Source organism: Nitratidesulfovibrio sp. D1, assembly GCF_051133415.1.
GTDB lineage: Bacteria > Desulfobacterota > Desulfovibrionia > Desulfovibrionales > Desulfovibrionaceae > Cupidesulfovibrio.
Genome location: NZ_JBPGNZ010000004.1, coordinates 480,593 through 495,057, shown reverse-complemented (window position 1 = coordinate 495,057; position 14,465 = coordinate 480,593). Strand labels below are relative to the sequence as shown.

Genomic DNA, 14,465 nt, shown 5'->3' with positions numbered 1-14,465 from the left:
TCTTATCTCTGGTGTCTCTTGCGGTATTCCGTGATGTCGCGATCCCAGCCGCCGGGCACTTCTTCTTCCTTGAAGAAGATGTACGGGTTGGAGCGAGGCTCCTGCACGTGCTGCGCCATGGGGGCGATCTCGGTCACCTCGAGCAGCTTCTGGAAGCTGAGACGCTTGATGGTCTCGCCCAGACGCTCGCGGTTCTTGCCTTCTTCCATCCACCAGTCCCAGATCTTTTCGATGACTTCCTTGATTTCATCGAACGGTTCGGTGGCTTCCACGAAGGGAACCAGCAGCGAACCCATCTGGGCGCCGTCGAGGACGGGCGCCTTGGCGCCGACCAGGATGGACGCGCCGCGTTCGTCACCGACGCGCAGGGCGCGGGGCATGGTGTTGATGCAGTGCATGCAGCGCACGCACTCGCTGGTCTTGATGGACAGCGCGGAGCCGTTCCAGGAGATGCACTTGGAGGGGCAGCGTTCCACCACTTCGGCCACGATGTCGAACTTGCCCCAGTCGCGGCCCGAGTGGGCGCCCGCGTTGGGCTTCAGTTCGCCGCCGACGTAGGCCTTGACGGCGGCCTGGTCGATCTTGATGTCGTCCTTCCAGGTGCCGATGACCGAGAAGTCGGAGCGGGCGATGGAGGCGACGCAGCCGTTGGGGCAGCCGTCGAACTTGAACTTGAACTTGTAGGGGAACGCCGGACGGTGCAGTTCGTCCTGGTATTCCATGGTCAGGGCGTAGCAGCAGGCCTGGGTGTCGTAGCAGGCGTATTCGCAGCGCGACATGCCGAGGCACGATTCGGGCGTACGCAGGTTGGAGCCCGAGCCGCCGAGGTCGGTGTTCATCTTGTGGGTCAGTTCGAAGAACAGTTCTTCGAGCTGCGGGGTCTGGGTGCCGAGCAGCACGATGTCGCCGGTGGAGCCGTGCATGTTGGTCAGACCGGAGCCGCGCAGGTCCCACAGGTCGCAGAGCTGGCGGAGGTAATCGGTGTTGTAGTACTTCGCCGCGGGCTGGTTCACGCGCACGGTGTGGAAGTGGGCCACGCCGGGGAACTGTTCGGGCTGGTCACAGTAACGGCCGATGACGCCGCCGCCGTAACCGAACACGCCGACGATGCCGCCGTGCTTCCAGTGGGTTTCACCCTCGTTGTAGGACAGCTCGAGCACGCCAAGCAGGTCTTCGGGGCAGTCCACAGGGATCTGGTAGTCCAGACCCTTGGGGTTTGCGGCCCGGTAGGCAGCTTCCTGCTTGATGTCGGACACGAAGCTGGGCCAGGGCCCGGATTCGAGCTGGTCCAACTTGGGGGTTGCATGTTTCGCCATTGCCTTACCTCCACATTGGTTTGTTGAAGTTCTGGACTCTCAACAGACACGCCCATCGCCCCTGGGGCGCAACAGGACGGCGTCTTCCGGAGGTAAGGGCTTTGGTCGGCGCGGCCCTTGCGCCCGGAAAACTCGTGATTTTTTGGACAAAGTAACGTCATTCCTAAAAGGATTCCGGCGCGTTGTCAAGCCCCGACGCGGGCCGCCGCAACAGGCCGCCACCGGGCGCGGCTGTTGCAACACCTTGTGGGGATTGCCGAAAGGGGCAAGGGCGGCGTGTCGGTGGCGCCGCGAAACCTTCTCCCGTTCCGGTGCCCGCCGCGCGTTTGCGCGGGGACGGGGCATGGCATCTCCCCGTCGGACATCCTGGTGCCGCCATGCAGGGGGTAGGCGACACTTCCCTGCTTGTAGCCCACCCCCCGGGGAATGACAACAGCTTGCGCGCATCGGCGGGATAGGGCATTGACCGTATGCCCGCGACCGGACGCGCGATGCCTGGGCCTTCGTCGGCCCGGCTGACGCGCCCGGCGGGCAATCGCAAGCATTTCAGCGTGTTCAGGAGTGCCCATGCAGGACGATCTTGGCCTTTACTATTACCCCGACCCCAACGACAAACGCACCCGCGTCTACGTGCGCTCGCAGGGCGGCAGCGTGGAATTCCGCCTGTGGCGGGCCGACCGGCCCGAGGTGTGGGAGCGCCACGAATGGGTGCCGCTGGAGGTCATCCGGCATGCCGCGGGGATGTACCGCGACATGGGGCGCGAGGCCGACCCCCTCAAGCTGTATGACGAGGCCGTGGCGCGCGCCCTCTTGAAGGCCAACTGAGGCGCGCGGGAGCGGCGCTCGTGAATTCCGGAGCAAGCCTTGCCGAAAAGGCGGGCTTGCCGGGAGGCCGCATGCACGAAGTCAGCCTTGGGGCCACCCTGCGCGACTACCTGACCGGGCAGGACGTGGACCACACCACCTACGAGGATTTGCGGCAGGCGCTGGCGCGGCTGCTGGTGGAAGAACTCGGGCACCCGCGCGGGCTGGTGGAGCCGCGCGTGCGGGTGCGGTTCGACGTGCCGCCTTCTGACGATGTGGCCTTTTCCCCGTCCTCTTCGCCTTCTCCCGAAGCATCCCAAGCATCCGAAAGCGCCGCCGATCCCGACGAGGGCTGCCGCGTGGTGGACCTGACCCTGCGCGACGACGACGGCACGCCGCTGTGCCTCGTGCTGTTCTGCCCCGGCGCGCCCGGCACCTACGCCCGCGAAAGCGTGGCGGCGGCCCGGCTGTTTCCCGGCGGTCCCGCGCCGCTGGTGGCCGTGACCGATACGCGCGACGCCCTGCTCATCGCCGCCGTGGATGGCGCGGTGCTAGGCGAGGGCATGCGGGCGTTGCCGAAGCGGGATGATTTGCGGCGGCTGGCGGCGGAGCACCCGTGTCCACCGCTGACGCCTGAACGCGCGGCTGGCGAGCGGAGGATACTGGGGGCGTATACGGCGTTTCTGAAGCGCTGCTGCGGCGAGGATGTGTGTTTGTTGTAGCCTGGCGGGGGGGAGAGGAGAGGTGTCGCGCGTTGATGGGTTCGATTGTCTTCGCAGGGGCGGCACCCGCCAAGGCCCATCCCCGGCGGCCAGCATTCTCTCCTTCTCCCACCGCTACGCGCGGTTGGTAATGAACACCCCGCAGGTCACCAGCGCGGCCCCCAGCAGCAGCGACACCGGCAGCGCTTCGCCCAGCATGGCCCACGCGCAGACGATGGCCGTCAGCGGCACGAAATTGATGAACACCCCGGCCCGCCCGGCGCCTATCTCCTTCACCGCCTCGTAGAACCAGGTGAAGCCCAGCACGGTGCCGAACACGCCAAGGTAGGCCGCCGCCACCCACAGCGCCGCCGGGTACTCCGGCAGCGCCGTCCACAGCCCTTCGTGCAGGGCGAACGGCAGCAGCATCACCGTGCCCACCGCGCACGACCAGGTCACCGCCGCCAGCGGCGACAGTGCGCGCATGACCACCTTGCCCAGCAGCGAATACGCGGCCCAGCTTGCCAGGCAGCCCAGCAGCGCCACATCGCCCCATGACAGGGCCGACGAGAACAGCGTCAGCGGGTTGCCCCGGGTGATGGCGATGACCGCGCCGCCCACGGACAGCAGGATGCCCGCGAGCTTGCGGCGCGACAGCGGTTCGCCCAGGAACAGGGCCGCGCCCACGGCGATGGCGATAGGGTTGTTGGTGACGATGACCGCCGCCCGGCTGGCGGGCACGGTGGCAAGCCCGGTGAAGAACAGGGCGTTGTAGGCGAACACCCCGGTGGCCCCCAGCAGCAGCACGCCGGTCCAGCCGTGCATGCCCCATGAGGTCAGGCGCGGCAGCGCGCCCTCGCGGCGGCGCACGTACCAGAACAGCAGCCCCGTGGCCATGGCGAAGCGCAGGAAGGCGGCGGAAAAGGGACCGGCGTGGGTGGCGGCGATGCGCCCGGCAACGAAGGTGCCGCCCCAGAACACGGTGGCCAGCAGCAGCTTGGCGTACAGCAACATGGACGACTCCCGCGTGCATGAAAGGCGCGGCGGCGCGGGCGCTCGGTGCGCGGGGCTCGTCGCGGGAACGGTGGAAAAAAATAACGCCGCAACGCCGCCCCCCGGACACTGTGGCGCGACAGCATGTTACAGCGGCATCGAATCCGTAACATGCCGGGATTGCGGCACGTTGACACGTACGGCGATATACGGGAAAAATACGGTACTGTCGAGGTGTTACCCCCAAGGTTTGCCCGGCAGCCCGTTGCACGACGGGAGATACCGAACGTTGCCCCAGAGCCGCGTCCTTGCGCCGGGCAGGACACGACCCGCCACGACCTTCCGTGGCACGCAACCGCAGGAGGCCCATGACCCGACGCCACCCCCTACGATACCTGACGACCATCCTGATGCTCTGCGCGCTGCTTCCCGTGCCGCTGTCCGCGTCGGCCAGCGAAGCGCCCGCCAGGCGCAGCCGCGCCTCGTGGTACAGCGACGAACTGCACGGCAAGAAGACCGCCAGCGGCGAAGCCTACGACATGAACGCCCTGACGGCCGCGCACAAGACCCTGCCCCTGGGCACCGTGGTCCGCGTGACCAACCTTTCCAACGGCCGCTCCGTGCTGGTCACGGTGAACGACCGGGGCCCCTATCGCGGCAACCGCGACATCGACGTCTCCTATTCCGCCGCGAAACAGCTGGGCATCGTCAAGCCGGGCAGCGCCGCCGTGCGCATCGAGGTGTTGGGCGACGCCAAGGGCCGCCCCCTGGACCCCGGCAGCGCCTATTTCGTCCGCATCAGGTCGTACTCCAGCAAGGCCGAGGCCGAACGGTTGGTCCGCAAGCTCGAACGCGAGGGCGAGGCCGCCGCGCGCGTGCGCCAGCGCACGGAAAACGGCCGCAAGCGCTGGATGGTCTGCGTGGGCCCCTTCCACGATTTCGACGACGCGCGCGCCCTGCGCCGCCACCTGATGCAGCGCCACGCCGACATCGACATCGTGGCCGACCGCGCCCGCGACTGACCGCCGCCCGCCCGCCCCCGTTCAGGTTCGCACATCCTTTCGCGCCCGGCCCGCTGCCCCGCCCCTTGCCCCGCGCCACGGGCCGGGCGGATGCGCGCGTGCGCCCGCCCGCCGGTTCCCGCGCCACGCCTTGCGCCGCAAGACGAGCCGCCGCCACGACGTCACGCCACCGCCCCGAGGTGGCCATTTTTTTGTGGATAATTTCCGCGCTGCTTGGCAATCTCGGATGAGACATATCGCCATCAACATCAGAGCAACCCACAGGGAACTGCCGCCCCATGCTCCAACGGCCCCCCCGCATCCTGACCATCGACGACGACATCAACGTCCGCTCGAACCTGGTCGCCTACCTTGAAGACAGTGGCTTCGACGTGGTCGAGGCGGAAAACGGCCGCCGAGGGCTGGAGGTGTTCGCCGAAAGCTCTCCCGACCTCGTGCTGGTGGACCTGCGCATGCCCGTCATGGGCGGCATGGAGGTGCTGGAACGCCTGCGCGAGAACGCCCCCGACGTGCCCGTCATCGTGGTCTCGGGCGTGGGCGTGCTGGAAGAGGCGGTGGAGGCCCTGCGCCACGGCGCGTGGGACTACGTGACCAAGCCGGTCACCGACATGCGCGTGCTGGAACACGCCGTGAACAAGGCGCTGGAACGCGCCCGCCTGCTGGAGGAGCGCAAGCGCTACCGCGAGCGCCTCGAACAGGAGGTGCAGGAACGCACCCGCGAACTGCGCGAGACCAACGACCGCCTGGTGGAGTACCAGGCCCTGTTGCAGGAGAAGAACCAGTTCCTGGAAGCCCTGGTGGAGGGCATGCCCAACCCGGTGTTCTACAAGACGCTGGAAGGCACCTACATCGGCTGCAACCGCGCGTTCAGCCGGCTGATCGGCCGCGCGTCCGAGGACATCGTGGGCCGCTCGGTACACGAGATATTGCCGCAGGAACTGGCCTGCCGCGTGGGGGAATCCGCCGGCCGGCTCGACGTCGCGGACGAGGACGGGGCGGGTTACTCGTGCATGATCGACCTGCGCGACGCCGCCGGCGAAGAGCGGGTGCTGGTGCTGTACAAGAGCTATTTCCGCGACCGCACCGGCCAGCGCGCGGGCGAGGTGGGCACCTTCCTCGACGTCAGCGAACTGAAGCGCAAGGAAGCCCAGATCGTCCACCAGGCCACCCACGACGAACTGACCGGCCTGCCCAACCGCATGGGCCTGCGCCAGCGCATGGAAGAGCATGCCCGCAGGGGCGGGCCCGAGGCGCGGCTGGCGGTGCTGTACCTGGACATGGACAATTTCAAGACCGTCAACGACAGCCTGGGCCACGCCGTGGGCGACGAATTGCTGCGCACCGTGGCGGGCCGCCTGGTGGGCATGGCCCCCCGGCGGGACATGGTGGCGCGCCTTGGCGGCGACGAGTTCGTGATGCTGCTGCCCCTGTCGCCGGAGGGCGACGGAGAGGTGGCCGAGGCGGAATCGGCACGCATCCAGGAGGCGTTCACCCGCCCCTTCAACGCCGCCGACCACGAACTGTACGTGATGCCCTCCATCGGCATCAGCGTCGCCCCCGACGACGGGCTCGATCCGGCCACCCTGCTGAAGAACGCGGAAATCGCCATGTACCGCGCCAAGGAGCAGGGCGGCGCGCGCTTCCGCCGCTTCACCCAGGCCATGAACGACGACGTGACCCGCCGCCTGGCCATCGAGAAGAGCATCCGCAAGGGGCTGGAGAACGACGAGTTCGTGGTGTTCTACCAGCCGCGCGTGGACATCATGGCTGGGCAGGTCACCGGCATGGAGGCGCTGGTGCGCTGGGCCCGGCCCGACGGCACCCTGGTGCCGCCGGTGGAGTTCATTCCCGTGGCCGAGGACACCGGCCTCGTGGTGGCGCTGGGCGAGCGGGTGCTGCGCGACGCGTGCATCCAGACCCGGCGCTGGACCGAAGAACTGGGCCCGCTGCGCATCGCCGTGAACATCTCCGCCCGGCAGTTCCAGCCCGACCTGCTGGACCGGGTGGAAGCCGCCCTGGCCGAATCGGGCCTGCCGCCCTCGCAGCTGGAACTGGAAATCACCGAAACCACCATGATGCGCGACCTGCCCACCTCCGTGGCCATCCTGGAACGGCTGGCGGCGCAGGGCATCTCCATCGCCATCGACGACTTCGGCACCGGGCATTCCTCGCTGTACTACCTGAAGAATTTCCCCATCGACACCATCAAGATCGACCGTTCGTTCGTGCGCGACGTGCCCGGCGACGAGGGCGACGCCACCATCGTCTCCACCATCGTCACCATGGGGCGCAACCTGTCGCTGAACGTGGTGGCCGAAGGCGTGGAAACCGACGACCAGCTGGACTTCCTGCGCGCCTACGGCTGCCGCGAGGTGCAGGGCTACTACTACAGCAAGCCCCTGCCCGCCGACGGATTCGCGGACTGGATGCGGACGGTTGGAACCACGGGAACCGCGAAGAGCAGGAAATAGGAACGGCCGCGAGCAGCCCAAGGCTGGCGGGGCCGCGCGGAAACGTTCCTCAACCCCGCCTCGCCCCGGCTCGCCCCGCCTTTCAATGACAACGGGGGCCGGATGCATCATGCATCCGGCCCCCGGTTCGTTGCGTATCCGATGCCGTGGAAAAGGCGGCTACACCTGCCCGCGCCCCAGGGTGATCAGCCTGGGCGTGGTGCGCGTGGCCTGGCGATAGCCGGAAAGCCGCTGCGATTCGCGGCGCGACTGCTGCAACTGGCTGCGGATGTTCTCGTGCAGCCTGCGGGCCTCCTCGGTCAGGCGGCCTTGCAGGCATTGCAGGCGCTGCAACTTGTCGCGCAGGTCGTTCAGCGCGGACGGGTCGCGGCGGCTCCAGGCCATCTCCACCAGTTCCGCCCGCTCGCGCGAGGCGGATTCGGCGGTCTCCACGTCACCGGCGGCAAGGGCCCCCAGTTCGCGTTCGCCCAGTTGCAGGGCCATGTCGAGCAGGGAAAGGCTGTCGGCCATGGCGGCTACCCCTTGCTGGCCTGCCGGATATCCTCGCGCAGGGCCTGGATGACCTTCTTCCAGTTTTCGCAGGCGGGCAGGAATTCGTATTCCAGCAGGTCGGCCAGCAGGATCCAGTCCTCGTTCTCGAGCACTTCGGTCATTTCGCCCAACAGGTCGGAAAAACGTTCCACGTTGTCGCTGAAGTCCTTGGTGGTGCGCAGCGAGAACTCGTTGCGCAGCACCCCGATCATGCCCATGAAGTCGCGGGTCACTTCCAGCAGGTCCTGGAACATGTCCAGGGCCTCGGCGTCGTCGGCCTGGCGGAACAGCACGGCCACCTGGCGCGAGCCGTCGGTCATCACCTGCACCACCTTGTACAGTTCGCGGGTGATGTTCACGGCCATTTCGCCCACGGGCATGCTGCGGATCTCGACGGAGCGGATGTCGCGCCGCTCGATGTCCTCGGCCTGGTGGGGATAGATTTCCGAGAACGCCTCGTCGTTGACGAGCACGTCGGTCACCACGCGGTTCTCGAGGTAGCTGCCCTCCATCACCCTGACGAGGATTTCTTCGAGATTGGCGAAGTTTTCCAGCTTGATGTCGGCCTGGCGGCCATCGATAACGATCATGGGGTCTCCCTCCTGCATCCCGGCACCGGGAAAATTTGTCACGTCCGCCTGCGGTAAAGCAAGAAACGGACCATGACGCAGGCAACGCGCCCCGGCAGGGGCACGGGCCATCGCCGCCCCATCGCGGCAAAACGGCATGGGAACTCAGGCCGAAGGGGAAAGGTGCTCCAGCCAGGCCCGCGCCAGCCCGCGATAGGCCGCCGCCAGGGCCAGCACGGAATCCAGCGTGCCGCCCGCCCCCTGCGACTCGCACAGCCACAGGTGGCCCAGCACGTTGAACAGCGCGCTGTTGTCCCACAGGGCCTGCACCCGGCTTACCGTGCCGAGGAAGCGCGACTTGGCCATGTCCGAGGGGCGCACCTTCAGCAGGCCGCCCTGCTCGCCCATGAGGTGCAGCAGCGCGTCGGCCTGGCGCAGCTCGTCCACGGCGCGGGCGCGCAGGGCTTCGGAGAGGACGCAGGGGGATTGCGGCGGCCGGATGGCGAGAACGGCCTGGTCGGGCTGGCCGCCGGAACGGGCCGGAGCCCGGTCAAGAAACTGACGATAGAAGTGGCGTTGCAGGCGTATCCAGCGGGTGCGGTCTTCGCCTTCGTGCCCGGACAGCGAAGCGAGATCCATGAACCCGCGTCCGGCCATGGCGGGGGTGGAGGCCGGGACGGCGGCTGCCGCAAGGGAAACATCCGCCTCGCGCAGGGTGCGCCACACCCGCGCCTCGCGGGGGGCGTCCGATGCGGGGTTCGCCTGCGGCCAGCGCCCGGTGGTCAGTTGGCCGTGGGCCAGGCCGAACGCGGTGTCGGCGGAAATGACCTGGCGGCAGCGCTCGGCGTGCGGGCAGGGCGCGCCGAACGGACATGGGTGGCAGTCCAGCGCGGGCTCCAGGCAGCAGCAGTCCTGGCGGTAGGGGCCGGTGTCCCACGGCTGGGCCGTGGCCAGAAAGATGGCCAGCACCGGCACATCCAGCCCGGCGGCCAGATGCATGGTGCCGGTGTCGTTGGTGACCAGCAGCCGCACGTGGCGCAGGGTGGCGGCCAGTTGCGGCAGGCTGGTGGCGCCGATAAGGTCGATGCACGGCGCCGGGGCCGCACTGGAGGTTCCGGCGTCTTCCGCCAGGGCCGCACGCAGCCGTTCGCCCAGCTTCCGCTCGCCGCCCGCGCCCAGCAGCACCGGCACCAGGCGCAGTTCGCGCCACAGCCGGGCGGCCAGCGCCGCGAAACGGGCCACCGGCCAGCGGCGGCGCTCTTCGCTGGCCCCAAGCTGCATGGCCACGTACCCGGCGTGCTCCGGCGGCGCGGCCTGCGCCAGCCGCACCCCGGCCTCGGCCAGGGCGTCCGGCTCCGGCGCGCGCAGCGCGTACACGGGGTCCACGCTGCCCACGCCCGCCGCCATGCGGAACAGGTCCACGAGGTTGAACGGGCTGCATCCGCGCTGCCGGGTGGATGCCTGCAAAAATGCCGACCACGGGTCCGCGTTGACCCCGAACCCGAACGGGTCCAGCCCGAAGCCGCGCAACTCTCCGTCGTCGCCTGCCAGCAGCCGCCCCAGCAGGCGGCCGCCCAGGGTGGCGGTAAGGTTCAGCACGGCATCGTGGGCATAGGCTCCGCGCAGCCTGCCGGTCCATTCCATGAGTCCGGCCGTGCAGGCCCGCCAGTCGCCGCCGGGCTGCACGCCCGCCAGCAATGCCGAGCCCGGCAAGGCGGCCACGTGGTCCACGCCTTCCAGCAGCGCCGCCGCGCCCGCGAAATTCTCCAGGCACACCAGCCCCACCCGGTGCCCCTGCGCGCGCAGGCCATGCACCACCGGCTGCGTCTGCAACAGGTCGCCGAAGCGGGTCAGGTTCACCAGCAGGAGGTTCATGGCGCATCCTTACCGTGAGCACGTCCGAAAGGAAACGGGCAACGAAGACATGCATTCCCACGTTTCAGCAGGCGTGCGGGCCGGTTGCAGGTGGCGCTGTCGCAAGAGGGATTTTTGTTCTCTGCCGAGGAAGATCGCCTTTTTATGGAGGAAGTGTACTCTTATCGTACTCGACCGGAATAAAAAGGCGATCTGACGAAGGCAGAGGCAAAAAGACCCTTGCGACGGCGCCACCTAATCGGCCACCACGAAGTTGACCGCGAACTCACCCCTCAACCGTTCACGCATCCGTTCGGCCTCGCTCAGGGTGCCCCACGGGCCCACCTGGACGCGCCAGAACCGGACCATGTCGGCCCAGTACATCCGGGCATTCCAGCCCTGGCCCTGCAGGCGGGTCACCAGGCGGCTGGCGTTGTCCTTGTTGGCGAAGGCCCCCACCTGCACGTAGAAGCGGCCGGTCATGTCGCCGTCCTGCAGGCCGGGCACGTCGCCCACGGTTTCCACGCGCACCCGGGCGGTACCGGGTCCCAGCATGCCGATCTGGTTGGCGGCGGTGTTGGTCAGGTCGATGATCCGGTCGCCCACGAAGGGGCCACGGTCGTTGACGCGCACGGTGGTGGAGCGGCCGTTCTGGAGGTTGGTCACCTTGACCACGGTGTTGAACGGCAGCAGCTTGTGCGCGGCGGTCAGCCCGTACATGTCGTAGATTTCGCCGTTGGCGGTCTTGCGGCCGTGAAAGTCCTTGCCGTACCACGAGGCGATGCCCTCTTCCGAGAACCCGTGCGCCGAGAGCAGCGGATGGTAGGTCCTGCCCAGGACCGTGTACGGCTTGGCGCGCGGCCCCTGCGGTTCGCCCTTGGGATACTTCACGGACTGGTCCGACGGCGGCGCGGAAATGCGGCGCGAACCGGAACCGCAGCCCGTGGCCAGCAACGCGGCAAGCAGCAGCAGAACGATGGGCAGAACGAGACGGGACGGCGCGGAACAGGTCTGGCTGGGGCGAAGGTGCGGCATTGAGGCTCCGTCGGGTTGCGCCGGATACGGCGGGTGCGGCGGCCATGAGCGAATCATGACGCAATCGGGCGGCAGCGGAAAACGGTGCTCGGGCGGGCACGGCCACACTACGCCGGGCATGGCGTGCCGGGCGCGGCGGGCGCGACGCGCCGTGCACCTTCCGGACTGTTACCGAAAACCGCTGCGCACGCAACTGCTTGCACATCCTGCCGCCACGGAACGCAGCAGGCCGCGCCGGACGAGGCCCCGCCCCCTTCCGGGCAGGCCGCTGCGGCGGGGCATCCGGCACCGCCATGCGCCGCGCCCGCCCGCAGCAGTCGGACCCTGCCCCGCCCCAACCCGCCATTCCGCCCGGTACAAACAAAACGGCCCGGAAGCGTCGCCGCCTCCGGGCCGTTTCATTCGGCTCCTACTCGTCGGAATCGCTGTCCACCACGTCCTCGATGGCCTCGGCCTGGCGGAGCAGTTGTTCGATCTGGATGTCCGCCCCGATGATCCCGGTGATCTCGTCGCGGTCGTCGGTGACCGCCGTGGACACGGTAAGGATCAACTGGCCGGTGAACTGCGACTGGTACACGTCGGTGATGTGCAGTTCGCCGGTCTGCATGGGCCGGATGAACCACGCGCGGTTGGAGAAGTCGAAACCCAGCGGCAACTGGTCGTACTTCGATTTGTACGCCGGGTCGGTGATGGCGGCGGAGAGCAGCTTGCCCGCCTTGTCGGTGAGGTACAGGTACTGGATGAACGGGTACTCGCGCACGAAGTCGCGCATGCACGGGTACTTGTCCTCGCCGCCAAGGCCGGTGATCTGGCATTCCTGGGCCAGCTTGATGATCAGGTGCGCCGAAAGCTCGCCCGCCAGCTTCTTGATCTGGTCGAATTCCGAGGCGAACAGCTCGGGCATGAAGCGCCGCACCAGGGCCTTCATTTCCTTGTTGGAGAAGGACGTGTTGCGGCCCTTTTCGTAGGCGTCCATGATCTTGGTGTAGATCTTGCCCACGGCCGGGTGCTTCTTGGACACGTGCCGGTCCTCGGCCAGGCCCAGGTACTGGTTGATCCAGTACGCCACCCCGGCGCGCCCCGACTTGTCGGTGATGATGATGGGCACCGGCCGGTTCAGGATCTTGCGCGTGTCGAAGATGTTGTAGATTTCCTCGTTCTTGGCCAGGCCGTCCACGTGGATGCCCGCGCTGGTGGCGTTGAAGTCCTTGCCCACGAACGGGTAGTTGTCCGGGATGCGGTAGTCCAGTTCCTTCTCGAAGTATTCGGCTATCTCGTTGATGACCCGGGTGTCGGCGGCGTCGTCGTCGCCGGTCAGCGAGACGTATTCGATGACCAGCGCCTCCAGCGGGGTGTTGCCGGTGCGCTCGCCGAAGCCCAGCAGCGTGCAGTTGACGCCCGAGCAGCCGTACAGCCACGCGGTGGCCCCGTTGATGAGCACCTTGTGGAAGTCGTTGTGGCCGTGCCATTCCAGCCACTGGCCGGGCACGCCGCCCTCGTCGGTCAGGGCGCGCACGATGCGCGGCACCGAGCGCGGCAGGGTGGCGCCGGGGTACGGCACGCCGTAGCCCATGGTGTCGCACATGCGGATCTTGACCGGCTGGCCGCTCTGCTTCGAAAGGTCCATCAGCTTGCGCGCGAAGGGCAGGCAGAAGCCGTGGATGTCGGCGCGGGTGATGTCCTCGAAGTGGCAACGCGGGGTGATGCCCCATTCCAGCGCCTGTTCCACCACGCGCAGGTAGCTGTCCATGGCCTTTTCGCGGTCCATGCCCAGCTTGAGGTACAGGTGGTAGTCCGACACGCTGGTCAGCAGGCCCACTTCCTCGAACTCCATGTCCCGCGCGATCTTCAGGTCGTTGACGTTGGCCCGTATCCACCCGGTGACGCGGGGGAACTTGTACCCCTTGGCCCGGCAGGCCTCGATGGCCTTGCGGTCCTTGTCGGAGTACATGAAGAACTCCGAGGCGTGGATGAGCCCGCTGCGGCCGCCAAGGCGGTGCAGCATGTCGAAGATGTGGACGATCTGCTTCACCGTGTAGGGCGGGCGGGCCTGCTGGCCGTCGCGGAAGGTCGTGTCCGTGATGAACATCGGCTCCGCCGGGCGCGGCATCAGGAAGATGTCGTCGAACTCCACGCGGCTGATCTTGGAATAGGGAAAGATCTCGCGGTACAGTTCGGGGTCGTCGCGGTTCTCCAGCCTGACGCGGGAGGAAGCGCGGTTGAGATGCAGCAGGCTCATGGCTAGATGGCCCTCCTTCGGGGGGTCTGATCGATACGCTGTTCCGCCTCGGCCACGAGGCGGTGCGCGCGCTGGCAGCCGGGCGCAAGGGCCACGGCCGCGTGCGCGGCGCGCAGGGCGTCTTCCGGCCTGCCGCCGTCAAGCAGGGATTCCCCCGCCTGGATGAACATGCGCTCCGGCTTGTGGCCGTACAATCCTTGCAGCAGAAGGCCGTACTCCTCGCCGAACACCGAGCGCACAAGCTCGTCACGGTCGAACAGCAGCCGCGCCAGCAGCCTGTTGCCGCCGTGCGCGGCGTAGTACAGGCACATCAGCCTGCGGATGCGGCCAAGGATGTAACGGATGCGCCGGATTTCGCGCTCCATGCTTTCCCGCGTCTGGGCCAGCATGGAGGCGAGCGGCTCGACGATGGCCCGCACTTCCTCTCCCATGTCCTGCTCGCGCAGGGCCCGGTACTGCGGCGCGTAGTGCTGGTGCTGGTAGGCGTCTTCCTTCAGCTTCACGCATTCATGAAAGGCGTAGCCCACGGCCCAGTCCAGCATGGGCGCCACAGGGTCTTGCGCCGGGTCGTTGCGGAAGAGGTGGTGCGCGGTGTCCTTGAGACGCCAGAGCAGCCCCTTGTTCATCATTTCGCCCAGAAGGTCGCGCATGACAGGGAAGGAAACGGCGCCGGCCTCGTCGAACCGGTGGAACTGCCCCTCAAGCACGACGCTCGCCATGCAGAAATCCCGCATGACGTCCCGTGCGAACTCGGCCAGATTGGCCTCTACCCAGCGTCTCGACATGGTGCGTGGTACTCCGAAGGGGGATGTATAGCGTGATTTGACAAGAACGGGAAGAGAGGGGTGGTGGGGGGCTCCGGCAAGGATGGTGGCCGCAAACGGGTACACCGGCGGGATGAGGGGCGAGAGCAGGCGACGGGGCAGCATT

General features: G+C 67.7%; 12 protein-coding genes. 4 read left to right on the top strand and 8 right to left on the bottom strand.

Features of this window, described 5'->3' with window-relative positions:
* Positions 1–2 precede the first annotated feature (2 nt).
* Positions 3–1,316, bottom strand: coding sequence for a dissimilatory-type sulfite reductase subunit alpha (gene dsrA / locus ACR4XJ_RS10115; protein ID WP_333504711.1), 1,314 nt, complete (start codon positions 1,314–1,316; stop codon positions 3–5).
* 567 nt (positions 1,317–1,883) lie between these two features.
* Between dsrA and ACR4XJ_RS10110 the strand changes: the two genes are divergently transcribed.
* Together ACR4XJ_RS10110 and ACR4XJ_RS10105 are read left to right on the top strand one after the other, a co-directional pair.
* On the top strand, positions 1,884–2,141 hold the full coding sequence (locus ACR4XJ_RS10110; RefSeq protein ID WP_333504712.1) for a hypothetical protein: 258 nt from the start codon (positions 1,884–1,886) through the stop codon (positions 2,139–2,141).
* A 71-nt stretch (positions 2,142–2,212) separates the two neighbouring features.
* Positions 2,213–2,842, top strand: a complete 630-nt coding sequence (locus tag ACR4XJ_RS10105; protein WP_434755094.1) for a type I restriction endonuclease subunit R — start codon at positions 2,213–2,215, stop codon at positions 2,840–2,842.
* 114 nt (positions 2,843–2,956) lie between these two features.
* Here the strand turns inward: ACR4XJ_RS10105 and ACR4XJ_RS10100 are convergent, their stop codons facing one another.
* On the bottom strand, positions 2,957–3,835 hold the full coding sequence (locus ACR4XJ_RS10100; protein ID WP_434755093.1) for a DMT family transporter: 879 nt from the start codon (positions 3,833–3,835) through the stop codon (positions 2,957–2,959).
* 347 nt (positions 3,836–4,182) lie between these two features.
* Here ACR4XJ_RS10100 and ACR4XJ_RS10095 point away from each other — a divergent pair, with 347 nt between their 5' ends.
* Both ACR4XJ_RS10095 and ACR4XJ_RS10090 read left to right on the top strand, forming a co-directional pair.
* Positions 4,183–4,836: a septal ring lytic transglycosylase RlpA family protein gene (locus ACR4XJ_RS10095; RefSeq protein WP_434755092.1), complete on the top strand. Its 654-nt coding sequence runs from the start codon at positions 4,183–4,185 to the stop codon at positions 4,834–4,836.
* A gap of 278 nt (positions 4,837–5,114) precedes the next feature.
* Complete coding sequence (locus tag ACR4XJ_RS10090; RefSeq protein ID WP_434755091.1) at positions 5,115–7,307, top strand: GGDEF/EAL domain-containing response regulator; 2,193 nt, start codon at positions 5,115–5,117, stop codon at positions 7,305–7,307.
* Between the two features lie 159 nt (positions 7,308–7,466).
* Here ACR4XJ_RS10090 and ACR4XJ_RS10085 read toward each other — a convergent pair whose 3' ends face one another.
* The 6 genes from ACR4XJ_RS10085 to ACR4XJ_RS10060 form a co-directional block, all read right to left on the bottom strand.
* Entirely contained in the window at positions 7,467–7,817 is a 351-nt protein-coding gene (locus ACR4XJ_RS10085; RefSeq protein WP_333504719.1) for a hypothetical protein, read from the bottom strand.
* A gap of 5 nt (positions 7,818–7,822) precedes the next feature.
* A complete protein-coding gene (locus ACR4XJ_RS10080) occupies positions 7,823–8,428 on the bottom strand; it encodes a hypothetical protein (RefSeq protein ID WP_333504718.1) in 606 nt (201 codons plus the stop codon).
* A gap of 144 nt (positions 8,429–8,572) precedes the next feature.
* On the bottom strand, positions 8,573–10,282 hold the full coding sequence (locus ACR4XJ_RS10075) for a glycosyltransferase family 9 protein (RefSeq protein ID WP_434755090.1): 1,710 nt from the start codon (positions 10,280–10,282) through the stop codon (positions 8,573–8,575).
* 234 nt (positions 10,283–10,516) lie between these two features.
* Entirely contained in the window at positions 10,517–11,296 is a 780-nt protein-coding gene (locus ACR4XJ_RS10070) for a septal ring lytic transglycosylase RlpA family protein (RefSeq protein ID WP_434755089.1), read from the bottom strand.
* Positions 11,297–11,705: 409 nt separating this feature from the next.
* Entirely contained in the window at positions 11,706–13,535 is a 1,830-nt protein-coding gene (locus ACR4XJ_RS10065) for a triose-phosphate isomerase (RefSeq protein ID WP_434755088.1), read from the bottom strand.
* 2 nt (positions 13,536–13,537) lie between these two features.
* Positions 13,538–14,254 (bottom strand): hypothetical protein, encoded by a 717-nt coding sequence (locus tag ACR4XJ_RS10060; RefSeq protein ID WP_434755087.1) that lies wholly within the window; start codon positions 14,252–14,254, stop codon positions 13,538–13,540.
* Between the last annotated feature and the right edge of the window lie 211 nt (positions 14,255–14,465).